At 43.7% G+C, this 23,552-nt stretch carries 22 protein-coding genes and 1 riboswitch; of the genes, 21 read left to right on the top strand and 1 reads right to left on the bottom strand.

The window, feature by feature from the left end; genetic code table 11:
* Nucleotides 1-78 precede the first annotated feature (78 nt).
* The 6 genes from MHH86_RS16680 (at nucleotide 79) to murB (ending at nucleotide 7,335) form a co-directional block, all read left to right on the top strand.
* Nucleotides 79-1,896 (top strand): APC family permease, encoded by a 1,818-nt coding sequence (locus MHH86_RS16680; RefSeq protein WP_036687552.1) that lies wholly within the window; start codon nucleotides 79-81, stop codon nucleotides 1,894-1,896.
* A 203-nt stretch (nucleotides 1,897-2,099) separates the two neighbouring features.
* Nucleotides 2,100-3,107, top strand: coding sequence for an iron-hydroxamate ABC transporter substrate-binding protein (locus MHH86_RS16675; RefSeq protein ID WP_036687551.1), 1,008 nt, complete (start codon nucleotides 2,100-2,102; stop codon nucleotides 3,105-3,107).
* A 220-nt stretch (nucleotides 3,108-3,327) separates the two neighbouring features.
* A complete protein-coding gene (locus MHH86_RS16670; protein WP_051491521.1) occupies nucleotides 3,328-4,383 on the top strand; it encodes an iron ABC transporter permease in 1,056 nt (351 codons plus the stop codon).
* Entirely contained in the window at nucleotides 4,383-5,417 is a 1,035-nt protein-coding gene (locus MHH86_RS16665; RefSeq protein ID WP_036687550.1) for an iron ABC transporter permease, read from the top strand. Before MHH86_RS16670 ends, MHH86_RS16665 begins: the two co-directional genes overlap by 1 nt.
* A 55-nt stretch (nucleotides 5,418-5,472) precedes the next feature.
* Complete coding sequence (locus MHH86_RS16660) at nucleotides 5,473-6,273, top strand: ABC transporter ATP-binding protein (protein WP_342479363.1); 801 nt, start codon at nucleotides 5,473-5,475, stop codon at nucleotides 6,271-6,273.
* Between the two features lie 150 nt (nucleotides 6,274-6,423).
* Nucleotides 6,424-7,335, top strand: a complete 912-nt coding sequence (gene murB, locus MHH86_RS16655) for a UDP-N-acetylmuramate dehydrogenase (RefSeq protein WP_036687548.1) — start codon at nucleotides 6,424-6,426, stop codon at nucleotides 7,333-7,335.
* Nucleotides 7,336-7,398: 63 nt separating this feature from the next.
* Here the strand turns inward: murB and MHH86_RS16650 are convergent, their stop codons facing one another.
* A complete protein-coding gene (locus MHH86_RS16650; RefSeq protein WP_036687547.1) occupies nucleotides 7,399-7,734 on the bottom strand; it encodes a hypothetical protein in 336 nt (111 codons plus the stop codon).
* Nucleotides 7,735-8,053: 319 nt separating this feature from the next.
* Nucleotides 8,054-8,097: riboswitch (PreQ1 riboswitch) on the top strand.
* A gap of 163 nt (nucleotides 8,098-8,260) precedes the next feature.
* On the opposite strand from MHH86_RS16650, the gene queF reads away from it, so the two are divergent.
* The 15 genes from queF to MHH86_RS16575 all read left to right on the top strand — a co-directional run bounded on the left by queF (nucleotide 8,261) and on the right by MHH86_RS16575 (nucleotide 23,500).
* Complete coding sequence (gene queF / locus MHH86_RS16645) at nucleotides 8,261-8,734, top strand: preQ(1) synthase (RefSeq protein ID WP_038574518.1); 474 nt, start codon at nucleotides 8,261-8,263, stop codon at nucleotides 8,732-8,734.
* Nucleotides 8,735-8,763: 29 nt separating this feature from the next.
* Entirely contained in the window at nucleotides 8,764-9,426 is a 663-nt protein-coding gene (gene queC, locus MHH86_RS16640; RefSeq protein WP_036687545.1) for a 7-cyano-7-deazaguanine synthase QueC, read from the top strand.
* Complete coding sequence (locus tag MHH86_RS16635; protein ID WP_036687544.1) at nucleotides 9,426-9,908, top strand: 6-carboxytetrahydropterin synthase; 483 nt, start codon at nucleotides 9,426-9,428, stop codon at nucleotides 9,906-9,908. Before queC ends, MHH86_RS16635 begins: the two co-directional genes overlap by 1 nt.
* Nucleotides 9,901-10,623 (top strand): 7-carboxy-7-deazaguanine synthase QueE, encoded by a 723-nt coding sequence (gene queE / locus MHH86_RS16630; protein ID WP_038571434.1) that lies wholly within the window; start codon nucleotides 9,901-9,903, stop codon nucleotides 10,621-10,623. Before MHH86_RS16635 ends, queE begins: the two co-directional genes overlap by 8 nt.
* 135 nt (nucleotides 10,624-10,758) lie before the next feature.
* Nucleotides 10,759-11,280 (top strand): cysteine hydrolase family protein, encoded by a 522-nt coding sequence (locus MHH86_RS16625; RefSeq protein WP_038571431.1) that lies wholly within the window; start codon nucleotides 10,759-10,761, stop codon nucleotides 11,278-11,280.
* On the top strand, nucleotides 11,281-12,099 hold the full coding sequence (locus MHH86_RS16620) for a VanW family protein (RefSeq protein WP_038571429.1): 819 nt from the start codon (nucleotides 11,281-11,283) through the stop codon (nucleotides 12,097-12,099).
* A gap of 81 nt (nucleotides 12,100-12,180) precedes the next feature.
* Nucleotides 12,181-13,317 carry a zinc-dependent alcohol dehydrogenase gene (locus MHH86_RS16615; protein WP_076143589.1) on the top strand — a complete coding sequence of 379 codons (1,137 nt, stop codon included), beginning with the start codon at nucleotides 12,181-12,183 and terminating at the stop codon, nucleotides 13,315-13,317.
* Between the two features lie 142 nt (nucleotides 13,318-13,459).
* Nucleotides 13,460-14,374, top strand: coding sequence for a DMT family transporter (locus tag MHH86_RS16610; RefSeq protein ID WP_036687536.1), 915 nt, complete (start codon nucleotides 13,460-13,462; stop codon nucleotides 14,372-14,374).
* Nucleotides 14,375-14,406: 32 nt separating this feature from the next.
* A complete protein-coding gene (locus MHH86_RS16605; protein ID WP_076099090.1) occupies nucleotides 14,407-15,252 on the top strand; it encodes a class I SAM-dependent methyltransferase in 846 nt (281 codons plus the stop codon).
* A 224-nt stretch (nucleotides 15,253-15,476) separates the two neighbouring features.
* Nucleotides 15,477-16,976 (top strand): sugar ABC transporter ATP-binding protein, encoded by a 1,500-nt coding sequence (locus tag MHH86_RS16600; RefSeq protein ID WP_076099091.1) that lies wholly within the window; start codon nucleotides 15,477-15,479, stop codon nucleotides 16,974-16,976.
* A 71-nt stretch (nucleotides 16,977-17,047) separates the two neighbouring features.
* Nucleotides 17,048-18,001 (top strand): ABC transporter permease, encoded by a 954-nt coding sequence (locus tag MHH86_RS16595; RefSeq protein ID WP_036687770.1) that lies wholly within the window; start codon nucleotides 17,048-17,050, stop codon nucleotides 17,999-18,001.
* A 60-nt stretch (nucleotides 18,002-18,061) separates the two neighbouring features.
* Nucleotides 18,062-19,042 (top strand): ABC transporter substrate-binding protein, encoded by a 981-nt coding sequence (locus tag MHH86_RS16590; RefSeq protein WP_076099092.1) that lies wholly within the window; start codon nucleotides 18,062-18,064, stop codon nucleotides 19,040-19,042.
* Between the two features lie 80 nt (nucleotides 19,043-19,122).
* A complete protein-coding gene (locus MHH86_RS16585; protein ID WP_076099093.1) occupies nucleotides 19,123-20,733 on the top strand; it encodes a response regulator in 1,611 nt (536 codons plus the stop codon).
* Nucleotides 20,730-22,514, top strand: a complete 1,785-nt coding sequence (locus tag MHH86_RS16580; RefSeq protein WP_342479362.1) for a sensor histidine kinase — start codon at nucleotides 20,730-20,732, stop codon at nucleotides 22,512-22,514. Before MHH86_RS16585 ends, MHH86_RS16580 begins: the two co-directional genes overlap by 4 nt.
* Nucleotides 22,511-23,500 (top strand): substrate-binding domain-containing protein, encoded by a 990-nt coding sequence (locus MHH86_RS16575; RefSeq protein ID WP_036687526.1) that lies wholly within the window; start codon nucleotides 22,511-22,513, stop codon nucleotides 23,498-23,500. Before MHH86_RS16580 ends, MHH86_RS16575 begins: the two co-directional genes overlap by 4 nt.
* The last annotated feature ends 52 nt before the right edge of the window (nucleotides 23,501-23,552 follow it).

The following is a 23,552-nucleotide window of genomic DNA, read 5'->3' as shown; positions in this document are numbered from 1 at the left end:
TGCATTTATGAAATCCACCGATGAAAACAGCGCACGGAAATTCCGTTTCAGCTCCCAAAGAAAGGAACTGTATCCACCATGGTAAGCAAGGTAAAACGACTATTGATCGGACGTCCGATGAAGTCGAATGAACTCGATCATGAAAAGTTATCCAAGGTTAAAGCACTGGCTGTCCTGTCTTCTGATGCGCTCTCGTCTGTAGCCTACGGAACGGAACAAATACTGATTGTACTGGTGGCTGCCGGGTTTACTGCCATCTGGTATTCCCTGCCAATTGCATTAGCCGTATTGGGCCTGCTGGCCATCCTGATTTTATCCTATCGGCAGACGATTTTTGCTTATCCGCAAGGAGGCGGAGCTTATATCGTAGCCAAGAGCAATCTTGGTATTCCGACAGGGCTGCTCGCTGGGGGTTCATTATTGGTGGATTACATTCTTACCGTAGCGGTTAGTGCCTCGGCAGGGACGGATGCGATCACATCGGCTTTTCCAAGTCTTCATAATCATACTGTTCTCATCGCTGTATCTGTTATCGTTCTATTAACAATCATTAATCTTCGCGGAGTGACTGAATCGGCTTCGTTCATCGCAATTCCAGTGTATTTGTTTGTGGTTTCGATTGTTGTTCTGATTATCTCCGGTATCGTTAAATATGCAATGGGTGGCGCGCATGCGAATGTTCCTGAAATAGGCAGCGCCGTATCTAATGTAAGTTTGTTTCTACTATTAAAAGCGTTTAGCTCTGGTTGTTCAGCCCTAACGGGGGTTGAGGCCGTATCTAATGCGATCCCAAACTTTAAAGCACCGGCTGAGAAGAATGCAGCCAAGACGCTAATGATCATGGGACTTATCCTTGGCTTTATGTTTACCGGAATCACTGTGCTGGCGTATTGGTATGGTATTGTGCCAGATGAAAAGGCTACGGTTGTCTCTCAGATCGCTGAATCGACCTTTGGCCGTGGCGGATTGTACTTTTTCATTCAAGGGATTACAGCAGTGATTTTGTTCTTGGCAGCTAATACAGCATATTCAGCGTTTCCGCTGCTTGCCTTTATGTTTGCAAAAGATAAATATCTGCCACACGCATTTATGGTCCGTGGTGACCGCCTGGGCTTCTCAAACGGCATTATTTTTCTAGGAGTTATGTCTATCATACTTGTGGCTGCATTCCATGGGAATACGGAAGGTTTGATTCCACTTTATGCGGTAGGCGTGTTCATTCCTTTTACCTTATCCCAACTGGGGATGATGGTGCATTGGATCAAAACAAGACCTGCTGGATGGGTGAAAAGATTTGTTGTAAATACCATCGGTATGCTGACTACATTGACGATTACGCTTATATTTATTATTACTAAATTCTCAAGCGTATGGATGGCATTCATTTTCTTACCTGCTGTAATGTTCGTGTTCCACCGTATTCATAAGCACTATTTGAACACTGCGGATCAACTGCGTATATGTCCGGCTACTGATAAACCTATAATTAAAGGAAGTACTGTAGTTGTTCCTGTTGCAGGGGTTACACGTGCTGTATTACATTCCATCAGCTATGCGAAGTCTCTAACAGATAATGTTGTTGCTGTGTATGTAGGCTTTGATGAAGAAGACATTCATAAGATGGAGCAACGGTGGGAGGAATGGAATCCAGGCGTACGCCTGATTGTACTTCGCTCCAGATATCGTAGTATCATTCGTCCGTTAGTGAAGTTTATCGATACGGTTGAGTGGAAGACAGCTGCGACGGATCACATCACGATTCTGATTCCACAGTTTATTACCAAACATTGGTGGCAAGCCGTGCTTCATAATCAGACCAGCTTTTTAATCCGCTCGTATCTAATGAATCAAAAGGACGTTGTAGTAGCGACTGTCCCTTATCATTTAAATAAATAAGTAGAAGATTAAAGATGAGGTTATATCCGGAACGTTCGGAATATAACCTCTTTTGTATTTTATATGAAGGAAATTGTTGCAAATCCACAGAATTTGAAATTTATATGTTGACACAGAGAATGAGAATCAATATCATTTAAAAGTGAAGCAGAGGTAAAGGTCACCTTTGAATATCAAAGCAGTTACATATAGGAGGGTTTTTAATGTTTTGGCTTAACAGAAAAAGATCAGGAAGCATGAAAGTGACAATGAGCGGACTAATAGTGATGACGCTATTACTTTCCGCTTGTGGTAATAATAATGCTGAAAGTTCATCAAATGCAGGAACAGCGCCTACAACAGCTCCTACAGCAGAATCTACAGAGGCACCTGCTGCTCCTAAGACATTAACAGATGCAATGGGCCATGAAGTAACGATTCCGGCTAATCCACAGCGCGTCCTGGGTTCATATTTGGAAGACTCATTGGTAACTCTGGGTGTGACTCCAGTAGCTCAATGGTCAGTTACAAATGGCGTTCAGGATTATCTGGCCACTGAATTGAAGGATGTTCCTACAATTAGTTACGATCTTCCGTTAGAGGCTGTAACCAGCTTTGCTCCGGATCTTATTATCATCCCATCGGAGTCTTCTGTTCAGAACGGGATTTACGATCAGTTGAATAAGATTGCACCCACTTATGTAATTGGGGATGAACTAAATCAAGATTGGCGCAAATCTTTGCTCAAGATTGGTGAGATTTTGAACAAAACCTCTGAAGCAGAAAAAGCCATTAAAGATTATGATGTTAAAGCAGCGGCTGCGAAAGAACAGCTTGCAGGAGCTATTGGACAAGAGTCCGCGGCTATTCTATGGTTGGTGCAAAAAAACTTCTATATTGTAGACGAAACCCGCAGCAGTGGTGCTGTATTATATACAGACCTTGGCGTAAAGCTTCCTAACTTAGTAACAGAGATCCCAGTAGGAACAAGAGCAACTTGGAATCCAATCTCGCTAGAGAAGCTTTCTGAGCTGACTGCAGATCATATTTTCCTTGTAAATAGTGATAAGACTGAGGGTTCGGAGATCTTAGATAGTGCAATTTGGAAGGGCATCCCAGCTGTGAAAGCTGGAAATGTGCATGAAATGAGCTCAACAAGCAGCTGGCTTTACAGTGGTGCGAACGCTGGCAGCAAAATCATTGACGATGTGCTAAAAAGTCTTGTGAAATAAAAGTCGTAATTCACCATGAATGAGACTGATCATTTCGGTGGGGAAGGGCGTGCAGATCAAGTATCTCGTGATACAAAGATCTGCACCATTTTTTTATAAACCAATCCCATAGTACGGAAAAATCGTTCCTGCAATTGTACAACATAAATATTTTTGCGATAATGAGAATGATTGTTGTTATCATATAAACCATTGTAACTATTGAATAAGGAGACAACCCATGGTTTCACCCTCAGATTTCGCAAATCGTATTAACAATGAACCCAAAAAAGCTCTACATACCCGACCGGCAGCTGCCATTGGTATTCTTATTTTTGGACTTGCTGCCATTGCCTTCGGATTGGCACTTTCGGTCTCAGTGGGTGCGGCAGATATCAAGTTAGCTACGGTATGGGAAGCAATATTTCATTTCAATCCAGATTTACAAAAACATCAGGTGATTAGAGAACTGCGATTTCCACGTGCTATTGCTGGCGCCTTAGTCGGTGCTTGCTTCGCAGTAGCAGGGGCTATCATGCAGGGGATGACAAGAAACCCGCTTGCGGATTCAGGGCTGTTAGGCTTGAATGCAGGAGCAGGAGTAGCGCTGGCAATAGTATTTGCTTTTGCACCCTCACTCTCATTCACTTCACTAATGTTGTATTGCTTTATCGGTGCCGCTGTGGCCTCTTTTATCGTATTCGGAATCGGTTCGCTTTCTTTTAATGGCCTGACCCCCTTGCGATTGACACTAGCAGGTTCGGCAGTTAGTGCTTTATTGGTTGCTATTAGTCAGGGAGTAGCTATTCTTTTCAACTTATCTCAGGATATAGCCTTCTGGTTAGCCGGTGGGATGGGGGGAGCTAGCTGGACTCAGATCAAGATTATATTCCCTTGGGTGGCCGTAGCCTTAATTGCAGCGATGATGTTATCACGATCCGTTACATTGCTCAGCTTAGGAAGAGAAGTTGCGGTTGGTCTGGGGCAGCGGACAAGGTTAGTTCAGTTGGCATGTATGATTGTTGTGGTTATCTTAGCTGGAAGTGCGGTTTCAACGGTTGGCCCGATTGCTTTTATAGGACTAATTATTCCACATGTTACACGTTATTTCGTTGGAGTGGACTACCGCTGGATTATACCTTGCTCGGCTGTTCTGGGGAGCTTATTGATTATCTTTGCAGATATTGCCGCAAGAATGATAAATGCACCGTATGAGACACCGCTAGGAGCCTTAATTGCCATCATCGGCGTACCTTTCTTTATTTATTTAGCGAGTAAGCGGAAGGGGGAGCTGTAATGCCCAAAATAACCCTTACTCCAGATGAAAAAGAACGCCGTACACGCGCCCTAACGGTGTTATCGCTCCTTGCTATACTGATCGTCGTGGTGTTTATAGTCAGTATGAATACAGGGTTTATGCGTCTATCCCCACTGGAGGTATTACATACACTGCTGGGTGATGGAACACATCAGCAAAAGCTTATTTTATTTGATTTCAGATTACCCCGCATCGTAATTTCATTGTTAGTTGGAGCGGGCTTTGCAGTATCAGGCTGTATTCTACAAAGTCTCGCACGTAATGCACTCGCCGAACCGGCTACGCTGGGCATAAGTGCTGGTGCAGGTTTTGCTGTAATCATTTTTATCTCGTTCTTTCCGGCTACAACAGCAGCTCCGGTATTTGTCTTGCCTCTCCTAGCGCTTGGTGGGGCTGGCCTGACCGCAGCTTTAATCTATATTCTTGCCTACCGGAAGGCAGATGGTCTGTCTCCTACAAGGCTGATCCTTATCGGGATTGCGGTCGCTGCAGGAATCAATGCTTGCCAGCTTGTATTGGCACTTAGGCTTGATCCTAATAATTATCAATTTGTAGCTACTTGGATCGCCGGGAAAATATGGGGTGGGGATTGGAGATTCGTCCTTGCTTTGCTGCCTTGGATCGCGATTCTGTTACCGTTCGCCTTCTATAAAGCCCGGGTTCTAAATGTATTGAATCTAGGGGACCATACTTCATTAGGTCTAGGAATGCGTGTGGAGAAGGAACGTATTCTCCTTCTGGTAACAGCCGTAGCGCTTGCCGGCTCCTGCGTCGCAGTAAGCGGAGGTATTGGCTTCGTCGGCCTGATAGCACCACACCTGGCTCGCAGGCTCGTGGGACCCCGTCATCAGGTGTTATTACCTGCTAGTGCTTTGACAGGGGCGCTTCTTATGATTACCGCTGATACCATCGGCAGATGGGTGTTGCAACCTGCGGAAGTTCCTACTGGCATTGTGGTTGCGATTATTGGCGCACCTTACTTTTTATATTTACTCGCCAAGTCTAAAGCGTAAATTAGTTCATACTTAGGAGCAAAGCTCCATAAAACTTTTAAGGGAGTTGTAGATCATGTCAGAACGTTTGAATACAGAAGAATTAAGTATTGGGTATGCAGAGGCTACTATAGTTAAAGGATTGAACTTGTCTATCCCTACGGGAAAAATCACCGCACTAGTGGGCGCTAACGGCTCCGGTAAATCTACAATCCTCAAAACGATGGCCCGGATTATGAAGCCGAAGAGTGGCACCGTAATGCTGGACGGCAAATCGATCCATAACTTTTCAACTAAAGAGGTTGCTAGGCAGCTAGCGATTCTACCGCAGAACCCAACGGCTCCTGACGGTCTGACGGTATCTGAGCTGGTCAGCTACGGTCGTTTCCCTCATCAGAAGGGATTTGGCACGATGACCGCTGAGGATCGCAACATCATCTCCAACGCCCTCTCTGTTACGGGCATGGAATCTTTTCATGATCGCCCTATTGACCGTCTCTCAGGTGGACAACGTCAACGCGCATGGATCGCTATGGCGTTAGCTCAAGAAACAGATATTTTATTCCTTGACGAGCCTACAACCTTCCTAGATATGGCGCATCAGCTCGAAGTTCTTCAGCTATTGCAAAAGCTGAATGAGGAAGAAGGTCGTACCATCATCATGGTCGTGCATGATTTGAATCATGCTACTCGTTATGCGCAGCATATGGTAGCGATTAAGTCCGGTACTGTGGTTAGCGAAGGCTCACCTACTGAGGTTATGACACCAGATGTATTGCGGGAAGTGTTTGGAATTGAAGCGGATATCGTTCCGGATCCACGTACGGGTGTGCCACTGTGTCTTCCTTACGAGCTTGCTGCCTATAAAGCTGTGTAATTATCATCTAAAATCATACAACGAACAGGCTCCCGTCATTGACAAGGGAGCCTGTTCGTTGTTACAGTTGTGGTTGCCTACAATTTCATAATAACTCTTTAAAATAGATCAAGGACCATCATTTATACATGGTTAAAGGAGCATGAAAACATGAATATTGACAAAATTCAAGATGACCTAGAGCAGCTAATGACTGCAGGAAAAGTGAAAAGTCATGAGAATTTAAAAGATCACGTGTACACTAAAATGGGCGGCAAAGCTGATATTTTGGCTGCACCAGCTACTTATGATGAAATTCAAAAGATCGTTACATATGCAGAACAAAATGGGATAACCCTTACGGTACTTGGGAATGGCTCCAATGTGATTATCCGTGATGGAGGTGTACGTGGGATCGTTCTGCAAACGGCAGGACTGACCGAAATGGGGATTCGCGACAATCTCTTATATGCGCAATGTGGTGCCAAAATAATTGATGTTTCCAGATATGCACTTGATAAGGAGCTTACGGGTCTTGAGTTCGCCTGTGGCATTCCAGGAACAGTTGGTGGAGCGCTCTATATGAACGCAGGTGCTTATGGCGGTGAGATCAAAGATGTCCTGCATAGTGCACTAGCTATAAATAAGAACGGGCAATTGGTAACTCTGCAAGGTGATGAGCTGCAATGGGGTTACAGAAAAAGCGTGTTCGCAAGCGGTGAGTACATTGTACTTGAGGCCAAATTTGCTATGACTTCCGGTGATGTTTTAACGATCAAGGCAAAAATGGATGAACTAACTTATTTACGTGAATCGAAGCAACCGCTTGAGTATCCATCCTGTGGGAGTGTATTTAAGCGGCCTCCAGGCCGTTTTGCAGGTCAGTTAATTCAAGAGAGCGGCTTACAGGGTACAAGAATCGGCGGTGCTGAGGTATCCAAGAAGCATGCGGGATTTATTGTGAATGCAGATAATGCAACAGCCAGTGATTACATCGGGCTAATCCACCATGTAAGAGCGACTGTGAAGGATAAATTCGGTGTAGAGCTGGAAACTGAAGTGGAGATCATTGGAGAAGAATAAATGATAAGCAAAAAGAGCCCGCAATCGCTGTGGGCTCTTTTTGCTTATCATAATCATGTTCGTTTAATCTACTGAAAGGGTGTAATTAGCTCTGTCCGTAGTTATTTCTGCCTTGCGGTCGGCTAAGTCTACGATTTGAAGACCTTCAACAGCTAAATCATAAGTGGATTGTGGCAGGGATACCAGTTCACCATCGGCGTTAAGTGTGCTGCCGAAACCTCTTAATATCAGTGCACTTCCAAGATATTCATCAATAACATCGTCTGCACTCCGGAAATCTACGGACTCTAAATTGAAATGAACTTTATCCAAATCACGAAGTTCTTTCTTTTCAATAGCGATTGTTTCATTCAAATGATTGTTAAGCCAATCCATAAGCTGCTGTATACTTTGTTCCATAAAATGCTCCCACCCTTAGCTCGAAGATTATTATGAATAAGTTACCCTTTTCTTAGGATTTGAATCCTTTTTTTTGCCGCATCTTAATTAACCATATGAATAATTCATGTCATTAAAAAGAAATCCACAATCAAATTGGCATTGGTTTTGAGCTTCCTAATCTCTACATACGCAGGTCTATCCACGTTAATCTGGAGTGATTTGCTGATCTGTATAAGGTAACAGTAAAGAGTAGAACTTGTCAGGAGCGGGCTACCCATGGTATAGTTCAAGACGCAATATGCTTTATGCTTTAAGAAGAAGTCTGCACTAAAGTTGTGCAGGAGAGGTTCGCGAACTCCCTCTATAAAAAACTAAGAATATATTAAACAGTACAAGCGGTTGCTGTCCTTTATCCGGACGTTGCTTCCGTTTCTTCTTAGTGGAGCCAAGTTTTCGAAATCTCGTTCTTCTTTCCATTACCGGCCAAGGCCGAAGGAAAAGAGAGGGGTTTTTTGTCGTGTCAGAAGGAAGATTGAAAGAGGAAATGCAAGAAGTTACTTTGCTTGGTAATCAGGGAACACAGTACAAGTTTGGTTATGATCCAGACATTCTGGAGGTGTTTGATAACAAACATCCCGGACGTGATTATTTTGTTAAATTCAACTGCCCTGAGTTCACTAGCTTGTGTCCTGTAACGGGTCAGCCGGATTTTGCCACGCTGTATATTTCGTATATTCCTGAACAAAAAATGGTGGAATCCAAATCATTAAAGCTGTATCTGTTTAGCTTCCGCAACCATGGTGACTTTCATGAGGACTGTGTCAACATTATTATGAATGAACTGATCTCACTGATGGATCCGCGTTACATTGAGGTATGGGGCAAGTTCACTCCGCGCGGAGGCATTTCAATTGATCCTTATTGCAACTATGGAAGACCGGGTACGAAGTATGAGGCGATGGCGGAACACCGCTTAATCAATCACGACCTCTATCCAGAAAAAGTGGACAACCGCTAAATTCCAACTTGTGATAAGGAGAGATTCATATGAACAAAAAAGCACTCGTCGTATTCAGCGGCGGACAAGATAGCACCACTTGCCTGGTTTGGGCATTGCAGCAGTATGAGGAAGTGCAGGTAGTTACCTTCAACTATAATCAACGTCATGCGGCTGAAATCGAAGTTGCAACAGAGATAGCAGCTAAGTTTAATGTAAAACAGCATATTCTTGATCTGGGGCTGCTTAATCAGCTGGCACCCAATGCACTTACCCGTCAGGATATAGATATCGTGGCTGGGGAAGGGGATGAGCTTCCAAGTACTTTCGTCGATGGACGGAATTTGTTGTTTTTATCTTTTGCCGCTATATTAGCTAAACAACTGGGGTACTCCCATATCGTCACTGGGGTTTGCCAAACGGACTTTAGCGGTTATCCGGACTGCCGTGATGTTTTTGTGAAATCATTGAATGTTACGCTGAACTTATCTATGGACTATGAGTTTGCGATCCACACTCCCCTAATGTGGCTGGATAAAAAAGAAACGTGGAAAATGGCCGATCAACTGGGGTATTTTGATTATGTTCGCGAACACACACTGACCTGTTACAACGGTATTATTGGCAGTGGCTGCGGTACTTGTCCAGCCTGTCTATTGCGTCAGCGTGGTCTTGAGCAATATGAGGCGGAGAGAATGGAGGCCGGTTCTTAATGCTTAACGAGGTTTCAGTCTGCAAAATATTTACGTTCGATGCGGCACACCAGTTAGTGGGACACAAAGGGAAATGCAGCAATCTGCACGGACATACTTATAAGCTCGAAGTAGTGCTTAAGGGCAAACCTATGGCCGCGGAAGGCCACTCGGATGAAGGCTTCGTCATTGATTTTAGCGATATCAAAATGACAGTACAACAAAGCCTTGTAGATCGTTTAGATCACGCTTTTCTTGCTATGGGAAATGAACCTGTGTTAGAGACGTTAACGAATACGGGCTCCAAAGTAGCCTTATTGTCTTTCCGCACCACAGTGGAGAATATGTCTTCATATATTGCCTACAAGCTTAAGCAAGCAGGGTTGCCTTTATACTCGGTAAAGCTATGGGAGACTCCAACCTCTTGGGCAGAGGTGCTGGCTGAAGACGTTCCGGATGAAGGGCCATCCTACCGTTTGTATGGAGGCTGTGACTGTGAGTAAGATTCCTGTAATTGAAATGTTCGGTCCAACTATTCAAGGCGAAGGTGCGGTAATTGGAGTGAAGACGATGTTTGTCCGCACCTATGGCTGCGATTATCGCTGCGGCTGGTGTGACTCCGCTTTTACTTGGGATGGTACGGCTAAGAATAAGGTTCGCATGATGGAAGCAGAAGAAATCATAAATGAATTATTGGCGTTAGCTGGAGATAATTTCGACTGTGTTACGATTTCAGGCGGTAATCCTGCCTTGATTGGTGAAGGAATGGGTACCTTCATCAGTCTGCTTCATGAGCGTGGAATAAAAGCAGCGATAGAAACTCAGGGGAGTAAATGGCAGGATTGGTTCAATGACGTGGATGTGCTGACAATCAGCCCTAAACCCCCAAGCTCAGGAATGACAACGAATTGGGAAATGTTAGATAACATCATGAGTAAGATGGAGAAACTGGGTCGTTCTACGCATAGCTTGAAGGTCGTAGTGTTTGATGATAATGATTTTGATTATGCGAAAAACGTTCACCAGCGATATCCGAATGTGCAGCTCTTTCTGCAGCCTGGTAATGATGATGTCACGGAAGAGGGCAACATTTCTGCTCGACTTCTGGGAAGGCTGGAGTGGTTGTTTAATAAAGTAATCGTGGATTCGGATATGAACAAGGTTCGTGTACTTCCACAGTTGCATGCATTGATCTGGCATAATAAGCGTGGCAAATAAAAGATTGATGAAATCGTCCGGGTATCAGCTTACAGATGCTCGTTTTTTATTTTTAACATTTGTAACTTCTAGTAGGTAGATAGTCTGTCCCAGTTTCTGGTATGATTTTGAAAAAAGCTCTTGGAGGTTATTCATTTGGAACAATCAACAGCATTATTAATTATCGATGTTCAAGAAGCCATGTTCTCCTATGAACTAAAGCTGTACGATGAAGAGGGTGTGATGGACAGGATTGTCTCCCTTCAGCAAAAAGCTCGATTAGCAGGTACTCCTATTGTGTATATTCAACATACCGAAGATGAGGAGTACACAAAAGGTACACCCACTTGGCAGATCAGTCACCGCATCACACCGCAGGAAGGCGAAGTTATCGTTGAGAAGCCTACTTGGGATGCTTTTCACCGAACGGAATTGCAAGATGAACTCCAAAAGCTCGAGATCACGAATCTGGTGATCTGTGGGATGCAAAGTGAATTCTGTCTGGATACGACAATAAGACGCGCATACAGCATGGGATATAAAAGTGTACTGGTTTCAGATGCTCATAGCACCTTTGATAATGGGGTTCTGAGTAGTAGGGAGATCGTTAAGCATCATAATGCGATAATTGGAGGTAGATTCGCCCAGTTACGAGCTGAAAGCGAGGTTCAGTTCTAGATGAATACACCCCAGGCTGCCATGAAGCCTATTCAGCGTTCTCGCCTTAGATTGTTTGCTGGCAAACGATATTTTATTTGGAAAAGATATTTGAAATGGTACACTGGACGAAGCAAAATAGCGAAGCAGCGTACGGATGAAACATTATCTTATGCAGCTATGACTCATGCTACCCCGTTATTAAGAAGTCTTCGGAATGTAGATATGCTGCTTCAATACAATAAAATTACTAACTTACGGCTGGCAATTGCGAAGCTGGATGGACTTGTTGTGCAGCCGGGGGAGACTTTTTCCTACTGGAGAAGTATTGGTAAGCCCACTAAACGAAAAGGGTATCTGGAGGGTATGGTGCTGCATTATGGTGGTTTTCATTCCGGGGTTGGAGGAGGCTTATGCCAGTTGTCTAATCTGATCTATTGGATGGCACTGCACACACCACTTACCGTTATTGAACGGCATCGTCACAGCTATGATGTATTTCCAGATGAACAACGTACACAACCTTTTGGAAGCGGGGCGACCTGTTCTTATAACTATTTGGATCTTCAATTGAAAAATAACACCGCTCAAACGTATCAACTAAAGCTCTGGCTGGACGATAGCCATTTACACGGGGAATGGAGATGCAATGAGCAGGCGCTTTATGATTATGAAGTATACGAAAGTGATCATAGGATTAGTCTAGAGCCTTGGGGCGGATATATACGCAGTAATAAGATCAGTCGAAAAGTATATACCCGATCTGGAGATCTAATTGGAGATGAAGCTGTAACTGATAATTACGCACTGATGATGTATTCTCCGCTTCTTCATGGATAAGAGGTTAGGGCTTAGGGATATAACATAGAAAGGTATGAACGTTATATCTCTAGACCATCTCCAAAGGAGCGGATTAACAGCATGAAAGCACTAACCTACCAAGGGAAGAAAAAAGTGAAAGTTAAAGAAGTAGCTGATCCGAAGCTTGAGAAAAAAGATGACATTCTTGTTCGGATTACCACTACGGCGATTTGTGGCTCGGATCTGCACATTTATAACGGAGAAATTCCAGGTATGCATGATGATTATGTTATTGGTCATGAGCCGATGGGGATTGTTGAGGAAGTGGGACCTGACGTAACTAGAGTCAAAAAAGGTGACCGAGTCATCATCCCCTTTAATGTCGCCTGTGGGCAGTGTTTTTTCTGCCAGCATGAGATGGAGAGCCAATGCGACAATGCTAATGACGCCAAGGACACAGGCGGTTATCTTGGTTATTCCGATACTTATGGCGGTTTTGCTGGCGGACAAGCTGAATTGCTGCGGGTACCTTATGGTAATTTTGGGCCTTTTGTAGTTCCGGAGGATGCAGAAATGGAAGATGAGAAAATTCTTTTCTTATCTGATATTGTGCCTACTGCTTGGTGGGGAGTAGAAAGCGGGGGAGTGAAGCCGGGAGATACGGTCATTGTTCTCGGCTGCGGGCCCGTGGGACTGCTAACTCAAAAGTTTGCCTGGATCAAAGGAGCCTCTAGAGTCATTGCTGTTGACCATATCGGCTACCGATTGCAACATGCGAAGCTGACCAATAATGTTGAAGTTTATAACTTCGAAGAGATCAAGGACATTGGGGCTCATTTGAAGGAGATCACTCATGGGGGCGCAGATGTGGTTATTGACTGTGTGGGTCTAGATGCCAAAATATCTGCCTTGGAGAAAGTGGAAACGGTTCTGAAGCTGCAAGGGGGCTCGCTCAGTGCATTCAGAATGGCCGCGGATATCGTACGTAAATTCGGAACCATCCAGCTTGTAGGGGTCTATGGACTTAATTACAATATGTTCCCGCTGGGTCAGCTATTTGAACGAAACATCACATTAAAGATGGGACAAGCGCCGGTGATTCACTATATGCCGTTGCTGTATAAGATGATTAAAGAAAATAAATTTGATCCTACAGATATCATTACGCATCGCCTGCCAATTAGTAAAGCGGAGCATGGCTATGACGTTTTTAGTGAGAAAAAAGAAGATTGCATCAAGGTTGTTCTGAAGCCGTAGCCTTTTAAGAAGCATGAGCTTTCGTCAGAAATGACATTGCTTGTGCTTTTTTTAGTGAAATCTTATGAAAAAAGATGCATTTTTTCACGGTCTGCGTTAAATTAACATAAGTGACTTAAGATATTGAAAGGACGCGTAACATGTGAAACTTAAAAAACCGCCACTTCCGATTCCACTATTAATGTTGATAGGGATTGTGGCCATCTCTTTTTCCGCCATTTTTATTAAATGGTCTGATGCACCTGCATCTATACAAGGCATGTACAGATTATTATTTACCTCACTGCTGATGCTGCCTTTTGCAAGACCCTATAGTGGAGCTGCTTTTGCTCTTCGTAAAAAAGACTGGCTAATGCTCATCCTCTCAGGCGCAATGCTTGCGCTGCATTTTTTGCTATGGATGGGATCATTAAAGTATACTTCGGTAGCTAGTTCAACAATGATCATGGCGCTGGAGCCTGTATTTATTATGCTGGGTGTTTATTTTTTGTATAAGGAAAAGACAGCTCTGTCTGCTATTCTAGGGCTTGGCATTGCAATTGGCGGTGTCGTGTTTATCGGCTGGGGTGATATTGGAATCTCTGCAGATAATCTTAAAGGTGATCTATTATCGGTCGGAGGCACTGTGGCGGTAGCTATACATATGCTGATCGGTCAAAAGCTAGTGGTGCGCATGCCCTCTTATTTATATAGCTTGATTGTCTTCTTGTCAGCCGCTGGCGTGTTCGCCGTATACAATCTGTTCATGGGGATTTCCTTTTTTAATTATCCGGCCAAGGAATGGGGAATCTTTGTATTGTTAGCAGTGGTGCCAACGGTGTTTGGCCATATTTTGTTTAATTGGTTACTACAATATGTATCTGCGACTACGGTTTCAATGAACATTTTAGGAGAACCAGTGGGTGCCAGTATCTTAGCGTATTTACTCTTGGGTGAACAGCTAACAACCTTACAATGGGCAGGTGGGCTGCTCGTTATGATTGGACTCGCAGTATATTTGTACGCGGGAAGAAGGAAAACTATCCGGATGGCTGATGCCATTCAGAATGCTTCATAACAGATATTTTACACATAAAGGGGTAGTAATGGATGGAAGAGCAGAATCAATATTCAAATAATCAGGCAGAAAAAAACGCTGTGCCAACAAGCGAAGAGCTTTGGAACGAAGATACTTATACCGCTTGGGTAACTCGGTTTGGTACACCGTCAGAAGCAGCTGCAAAATTAATAAAGGAACCAAGTGCAAAGCTTTACCCGCTCCTTTCTTTTTTTGGAGAGGTGAAGGGGAAGAAAATGATGAATTTAATGGGCTCAAACGGAATGAAGGCCGTGGCACTCTCATTACTAGGTGCGGAAGTAACGGTTGCTGACTTCTCGGAAGCCAATGCGCGATATGCGGCTGATCTTGCCCAAGAAGCAGGGGTACCACTAACCTATATCGTCTCAGATATTCTTAAGCTACCAGAAGACGTCCTTGACGGTTCATATGACATCGTCTTCGCGGAGTTAGGAATTGTTCATTACTTTACTAACCTTACACTATTCATGGAAACAGCTCGCCGATTGCTTTCTCCTGGAGGCGTATTTGTACTCCGCGATTTTCATCCGGTAACGACCAAGCTTATTTCCTCAAAGGGATCTACTGCGAAGGTACGCAAACACAAAGTAAACGGAGATTATTTTGACTCATCATTGGAAGAGAAGAAGGTATCCTATTCCAAGTATTTGCCTTCCACAGGTACACCAGCAGGTGAACAAGAGCATAGTGTTGTGTATTGGCGCCGCTGGACACTCGGAGAAATTGTAACCGCTGCAGCTAATAGCGGACTAGTGATCCGCCAATTAGTAGAAGAACCTAATCTATCTTCCGACGTGTATGATAAGGGAATTCCTAAGACCTTCACATTGGTGGCTGGAAATGGCGCAAGCCTGTAAGAGGGATCGCTGACATGTGATTTTTAGGGTATAACATTTGTGCTGAACTGAGGTGCTCTCGGTTCAGCTTTTTTTTGTGTAAAACATAAAATTTTAAACTTTTTTACGGAGATTATTCCATTACAATGGCAACTTATAGGGAATACAATGATTTTACATTCCGGATTGAAAGCGATTACTTTAAGGGTTAATGCATTCTCAAAGAATTTGAGGTGGATATCAAAATGAACGAAGTGTTGCTTCGTATGGAGGGAATCAACAAGTTTTTCCCAGGTGTTCATGCTTTGAATGAATGTCAATTTGAGCTGAAGCGTGGGGAAGTTCATGCGTTAGTAGGAGAAAATGGCGCTGGCAAGTCTACCCTTATGAAGATTGCGACAGGTGTCTATTCCAAGGATGCTGGTCAAATGTGGTACAAGGGAAATGAAGTGGAGATTGTTAATACCCGTGAAGCACAGGAGCTTGGAATTAGTATCATCCATCAGGAATTGAATTTAATGCCTCATCTTACGGTCGCCCAGAACATTTACATTGGACGAGAGCCGCGAAAAGCTCTGAAATGGTTCGTTGATGATTTAGAGATAAACCGAAAAGTTCAGGTTTTGTTTGATCAAATGAATCTGAAGCTGGATCCCAGAGTTTTGGTATCAGATCTGACAGTTGCTAATCAGCAAATGGTTGAAATCGCTAAAGCCTTGTCTTTCCAAGCCGAGGTATTGATCATGGATGAACCAACCGCCGCGTTAACAGATACAGAAATTAACGAGTTATTTCGAATGATTGAGCAGCTACGAGATAAAGGTGTGGGAATTATTTATATCTCTCACCGCATGGATGAATTGAAGCGAATTACAGACCGCATTACAGTTATGCGCGATGGTTGTTATGTAGATACCGTTCGTACCGATTCAATAACGATTGATCAGATCATCAGCATGATGGTTGGACGTGAATTATATCAAACGTCGAAACCAACGATTGCGAAACAGACTCAGCAAGTTGTCTTAGAAGTTCGGAATCTTTCTAGAGGGCATGCGTTCAAGGATATTAGCTTTCATCTGTATAAAGGTGAGATTTTGGGCTTCGCTGGTTTAATGGGAGCTGGACGTACCGAGGTTGTTCGTGCCGTATTTGGTGCCGATCCCATCGATGAGGGTGAAATTATGCTCCATGGAAAATCGGTTCGTATACGTCAGCCACATCAAGCGGTACAGCATGGTATTGGGTATTTGTCCGAAGACCGTAAACGTTTCGGACTGCTTGTGGATATGGATATCAGCATGAATAATGCGATTGCCTCCTTTTATAAATTCCGTAATTCATTTGGCTGGATGAAGGAGCGGGAGATGCGAAGCTCAGCGGAGCAGCATGTTGAAGCGCTAGCCACCAAAACTCCAAGTGTAGGTCAAAAGGTTAAGTTTCTGTCCGGAGGTAATCAACAGAAAGTGGTCATCGGCAAGTGGTTGACTAGAGACTGTGATGTACTCATCTTCGATGAGCCCACACGAGGTATTGATGTAGGCGCGAAAAGTGAAATTTATAAGCTGCTGGATCAGCTTGCGAGTCAAGGGAAGGCGATCATTATCATTTCTTCAGATCTTCCTGAGATTCTAAGAATGAGCCATCGGATTATCATTATGTGTGAAGGGCGTATAACAGGAGAACTCCCCGCAGAAGAAGCATCGCAGGAGGCGATTATGAAATATGCGACGAAACGTTCATAACTGTTCAAGAGTTAACCGGAGGTGTCAGGACTATGAAGATCGCGGATAAAGAGATTAGTCAGCCAGCGGGTATGAAGCAAACGGGAGGGCAATCCGGATTCAAACAAAAATTATTGGCATTTGCCAGTCTGATCATATTGGTCATCGTATTCTCTTTATCCTCCAGTAACTTTTTTCAATTCTCAAATCTTGTCGGAATTCTAGTTTCTACAGCTGTAATCGGAGTATTAGCGCTTGGAGCTACCTTTGTTATTATTACGGGTGGCATCGACCTCGCTCTGGGTACTGTAATGACATTCTCATCTGTTATGGTTGGAGTCATTATTACCTTCTGGGGTCTGCCCGTCCCGTTAGGTATTGTAGGTGGGATTCTGGCTGGAGCACTGTGCGGCTTTATCAGCGGTTTGATGGTGGCGAAGATGAACATTCCACCCTTCATCGCCACTCTGGCGATTATGATGGTCACCAAAGGCTTGTCGCTTGTCATTACAGGAGCCAAACCCATTTATTTCAACGATGATCCGATCTTCGCCAAGATCGCTATGGGTAAAATGATCCCCGGTATACCCAATACCATCGTTATCTTCTTATTACTCGGTATGATCGCAAGCATAATCTTGTCTAAGACGATTATTGGGCGTTACAACTTCGCGCTTGGCAGTAATGAAGAAGCTACTCGCTTATCAGGTGTGAACACAGTCAAATGGAAGATTATTATCTATTCCATTACAGGGATCTTTAGCGGAATCGCAGGTATCCTGATGGCATCACGTTTGAATTCAGCACAGCCATCACTGGGCACCGGTTATGAACTAGAGGCTATTGCGGCAGTGGTCATTGGCGGAACTTCCTTAAGTGGAGGTGTAGGTTCTATTCTAGGCACGATTATTGGCGCACTGATTATGAGTGTGCTGACGAATGGCTTGCAGATTATGTCCGTGGCTCAGGAATGGCGGACGGTCATTGTCGGTGTTGTAATCATCATTGCGGTTTACGCTGATATTCTACGCCGCCGTAAGCAATAAACTTGGTATGATCTCCATCCGGAGTGATATACAAAGCAAATGACGAGGGGGAAGATTCAAATGAAACTGCGTCGTAGAGGGTTTATCATGCTTGCCTGTCTGTTATTAGTCACTACATCGCTGAGTGCATGTAACAACAATGATAGTAACAAGAGTGCATCCGGTTCAGACAAACCGTACATTCCAGTCATATCAAAAGGTTTCCAGCATCAATTCTGGCAAGCGGTGAAGCAAGGAGCGGAGAAAGCTGCTAAGGAATTTGATGTTGAGATTACCTTCGAAGGTCCAGAAAATGAGAGTCAGGTGGATAAACAAATTGAGATGCTGCAAACAGCTCTCGACAAGAAGCCAGCAGCAATTGCGCTAGCCGCACTAGACAGCAAGGCTGCGATTCCTTATCTAGAAAAGGCAAAGGAAAATAAGATTCCTATCATCGGCTTCGACTCTGGTGTAGACAGTGATATCCCTGTAGCAACAGCAGCGACTAACAATAAAGCAGCAGCTGCTTTGGCCGCAGATAAAATGGCTGAACTGATTGGCAAGAAAGGTAAAGTGGGCCTTGTCATACATGACCAAACGAGCAGCACAGGGCAACAGCGTCGCAATGGCTTCTTGGAACAAATGAAAGCAAAATATCCGGATATTCAAGTGTTAGAGCCGCAATATGGGGGTGGAGATCAGTTAAAGTCCACAGACCTTGCGAAAGCGATGATGCAGGCAAATCCGGATCTGAAAGGAATCTATGGCTCTAACGAAGGTTCTGCTGTAGGTGTGGCTAATGCAGTAAATGAATTGCAAATGAATGGTAAGATCGTAGTCGTCGGCTTTGACTCTGGCAAGCAGTTGATGGATGCTATCCGCAGTGGTGTTGTGGCTGGCGCTGTTACACAAGACCCCATTGGTATTGGCTATCAAGCTGTGAAGGCAGCTGTGCAAGCGATTAAAGGGGAAGCGGTTGAAAAGAACATCGACACGGGGTTCCACTGGTATGATAAAAACAATATAGATTCTGATGAGATCAAACCTCTACTATACGAATAGAGTTTAATAATAGAGGTTGCCTCACGCAGGCGGCCTCTATTATGCTTATGCTGATAAGTTCAAAGTTGTGGAGGTGTTGGATGTACAAAATAATTCTGGTTGATGATGAAGATGAGGTTCGTGAAGGGATCAAACAGAAGATTACATGGAGTAAATATGGGTTTGAGCTGGTTGGTGATTTCGATAATGGCCGAGATGCGCTGGAAGCAATCGAGCAGCATCGGCCTGACGTAATTATTACTGATATTTGTATGCCTTTTATGGATGGACTGGGATTGGCCAAAGCTGTGATGGATAGGTACCGGGATATGAAGGTCATTATCGTCACTGGATATGAAGACTTCGAATATGCGAAGCAGGCCATAACACTGAAGGTGACTGAGTACTTATTAAAACCGATTAATGCACGTGAGTTTGCTGAATTTCTAAGTAAGATGAAGCAGGATTTAGATGAAGAGCATCTACAAAAAGCGAATTTAGTTAAGCTTCGTATGCAACTTAATCAGAGTCTTCCATTGCTGCGGGAACGATTTTTGGAGCAGCTGGTAACTACTCGAATGAAAAGCGAAGAAATCGAGAATAAATTGAGTTATTTTCATATTCAGTTACAGGGTCAAGTGTACCTTGCGCTCGTTATAGATATAGAACTTGAGAAACGAAGCCAGGACCTAGCTTTTGATGCAGAGCTACTGCGTTTCGGAGCCTTTAACATTGTTCAGGAGCAGTTGGAGAAAGAGCAAGACGGAGTGGTATTCCAGACGAGAGATGGAAAAATCGCTGCGATAAGATCCGGCAGTTCAGAGACGTTAGAAGTAGCAACGCAGCTTCTTGCAGAGCAAGTCCAGAGTAGCTTAAATAAATATTTGAAGCTGTCATCAACCATAGGCATCGGTAGAAAATATAATACTTTGCAACAAATTCCACTATCCTTCCAAGAAGCGGTCTCCTCCATAGAATATCGTTACCTTTTAGGCATAGATAAAGTTATCTCCATACAGGATCTTGAGTTTGGCAAGGGATTGGATCAGGCGCATTTCACCTCATGGGAAAAGCAATTCATATCCGCTTTAAAGACAGGTAAAGCTTCTGCTGTATCGGAAATTCTATTGAAGTGGTTTCAGGAGCTTAAAAGTAATACCTCCTCTATAGAAGGCTGCCGTAGCAGCATCTATCAGCTGCTGGTTTCTTTGATGAATTATGTGGTCGACATCGGCTTCCCAAATACAGTAGTTGTTTCGCATAATATGTTTGCAGAGGTTGCTGCGCTTAAGACTTTAGATGAAGCTAGAAATTATCTGGAGAGGACTTGCCATGAGCTGATACTTAAACTATCGGAACAGAGAACAACGGTTCGGACTTCTCAGATGCAAGCCGCAGAAGCTTATATTCGCGAGAATTATTGTAATGACAGCTTTTCACTCAATGAGCTGTGTAGCCATATTTTTATGAGCATCAGTTATTTCAGTGCAACTTTTAAACAGCATACCGGAGAAACATTTATAGAATATCTGACTCGACTCCGTTTGGAAAAAGCAAAAGAACTCCTTACGGTCACACAGTTGAAGACATATGATATCGCTGCCAGAGTTGGTTATGCTGATCCACAGTATTTTAGTGTTATTTTCAAACGTAATGTAGGAAGCACACCGAAGGAATATCGACACCGGCAGAAGGAGAATCTCTCTCTATGAGAGCACAGCGCTTTTTCCGCAGCCGAAGCATTCATACTAATATTGCTGTCTCCTTTTCACTTCTTATCCTCTGCACAACTATTGTCCTGAGTTATACTTCCTATCGCCTGTCCTCAGCCGCGGTCAAGGGCAATTCTGTTGCCTACACTTCACAATTAATAGAACAAGTAAAACTGAATATCGAGAATTACATTGGCAATATGGAGAGCATAGCCGCTCTGGTGTTAACTAGCAGTGATCTAGAGAAATATATAAAAGGCTCGAATTTAGATAAAGAAGAAGCGCTTAAGAATAAACTGCTTGCCAGTCATTATCTCCGGTCAGTCGTTCAATCCCGCTCGGATATTTCCTCTATATTATATGCAGGCTCAGATGGCATGACCGTTTCGGATCGACAGCATGCTGTTTTGAAACCGCTTCCTGAACTAATAGCTCAAGATTGGTATCAAAAAGCTATGAATCAACTAGACGTTGCAGTTTCTTCCTCACATGTGCAGCACATCTTTCAAGATGAATACCGGTGGGTAGTGTCGATAAGCCGAAAGCTCTCGAATGCGAATGCTATGACGGAAGCGGATCAACAAGGTGTACTGCTCGTAGATCTCAATTACAGTGTAATTAATAATCTATGTAAACAAATCGAACTGGGAAAACGCGGTTATGTTTTTATCGTCGATCCCGCAGGTAGCCTTGTCTATCATCCACAACAGCAGTTGATTTACTCCCAGCTCAAGTTCGAACAATTGGAGACGGTCCTTGGGATCAAAAATGGATCTGTTACGGTTAACACGGGGAATGACCAGAAACTGTACACTGTGGACACTACCAGCTTTGGCTGGAAAATAGTTGGAGTCACTTATCCAGATGATTTGGTCGCGAACAAGCAACGTATGCAAGGAACCGCCGCCTTATGGGGAGCAATTAGTTTGATTTTTGCTATGGCTATATCGATTTTTCTCTCTTACGCACTGACCAAACCGCTGAAGAATTTGGAGCTGAATATGAAAAAAGCGGAACGTGGAGAGTTCGACATACGCGTAGAGATTGAGAGCACGAATGAAATCGGCAAGCTTGCTCGTACGTTTAATCTTATGATCATGAAGATTAAAGAGTTAATGGGTCAGATCGTCTTGGAGCAAGAGATGAAGCGTGTGAGTGAACTGAAGGCGCTGCAAGCGCAGAATAAACCTCACTTTTTGTACAATACACTTGATTCGATTATTTGGATGGCAGAGACAGGAAAGATGGAGGAAGTGGTGGAGATGACTTCATCTCTATCCAAGCTGCTCCGTTCAACAATTGGTGAGGGTGAGGAATTGATTCCGCTGGCCAAAGAATTAGAGCATATTCGGCACTATTTAACGATTCAGAACATGCGTTATCGTAATAAATTCACTTATTCCATAGAGGTACAAGAAGATATCCTAACCTGCAGCATTTTAAAAATGGTACTTCAGCCTTTGGTTGAAAATGCGATCTATCACGGCATAAAACATAATCCTGAGCAAGGGCACATTCTGATCCGGGCAAGACAAGAACAGAACGATATTATCGTACAGATCATTGATGACGGTATTGGGATGGATGAAGAGCAGATGGGTAAGGTACTGCTGCAAAAGTCAGATTTCAAGACTGGCAGCGGTGTAGGTGTCGCAAATGTGAACCATCGTGTCCAGCTGTATTTCGGTGTGAAATACGGTTTGTCTTTTACAAGCGAGATGGAGGAAGGAACGACGGCCACTTTACGAATACCTGTAATTTATGAGGAGGAGAGTCAATGAGCGCATTACGGTCAAAAATTGGCCTGTATACTCTGTTGCTGCTCTTCATTGTTACTTTGGGTTCATTAGCCTATCGTATGTTTGCAAATGAGCTTGACGCAAAGGTTAGGACCATTATTTATGTGCCCAAGACTATCGACAGCAGTATTGAATTCTGGGAAGTGATGAAACAAGGTGTGGCAACAGCGGCTAAGGAGTTCGGTGCAGAGGTTCGCACGGTTGGAACGGATACAGAGCTTGATGTAGATCAACAAATAGAACTGTTGGAGCAAGCAATTAAGGAGAAGCCTGACGCCATTATTTTATCTGCTACGGATTATTATCGCCTCATTCCAATCGCGGAAAAGATCAAATCAGCTGGCATTACGCTTATTACTGTAGATTCGGGCTTGAGCGGTGGTGTATCAGAGAGTTTTATTGCTACGGATAATTATGAAGCAGGACGTAAGGCAGGGCAGGAGTTAAGAAAATATATCGATCCAGAGGATAAAGTCGCCATCGTTAACTTTGTACAAGGCTCTGCGACAGCAATAGAGAGGGAAAGAGGAGCTCGTGACGCCCTTTTAGAAAATGGAGTTCATGATGTGCAGCCTACATTATACAGTGATGGTTCCGTGCGAAAAGCGTATCAGTTAACTATTGATTTGCTAAAGGACGAGCCAAATTTAAAGGGAATAATCGGTCTTAATGAACCTTCTACACTAGGTGCTGGGGAGGCGATTATGGATATGGGATTTCAGGACAAAGTGAAATTGTTTGGGTTCGACAATTCTAGCAATGAGGTGAAGCTCCTCGAAAAAGGGATTTTGCTTGGCACGGTCATGCAGAAGCCCTTTAATATGGGGTATTTAGCTGTGAAGACGGCGATTGAAGCTGTTGAGGGTGAGGAAGTGGAACAGATAATAGACACAGGCTCCGTGGTCATCACGAAGGAGAATATGTATTTAAGTGAAAATGAGAAATTAATGTTTCCTTTTATAGAATAAATGAACAAGGAAGCTTCTAAAACCGTTTGCGGCTTTAGAAGCTTCCTTGTTT

The organism is Paenibacillus sp. FSL F4-0097 (assembly GCF_038593125.1).
In the GTDB taxonomy this organism is placed as follows: Bacteria; Bacillota; Bacilli; order Paenibacillales; family Paenibacillaceae; genus Paenibacillus_AQ; species Paenibacillus_AQ odorifer.
Note: the sequence above shows the minus strand (reverse complement) of the source record. Positions and strands in the feature narration are given on the sequence as shown.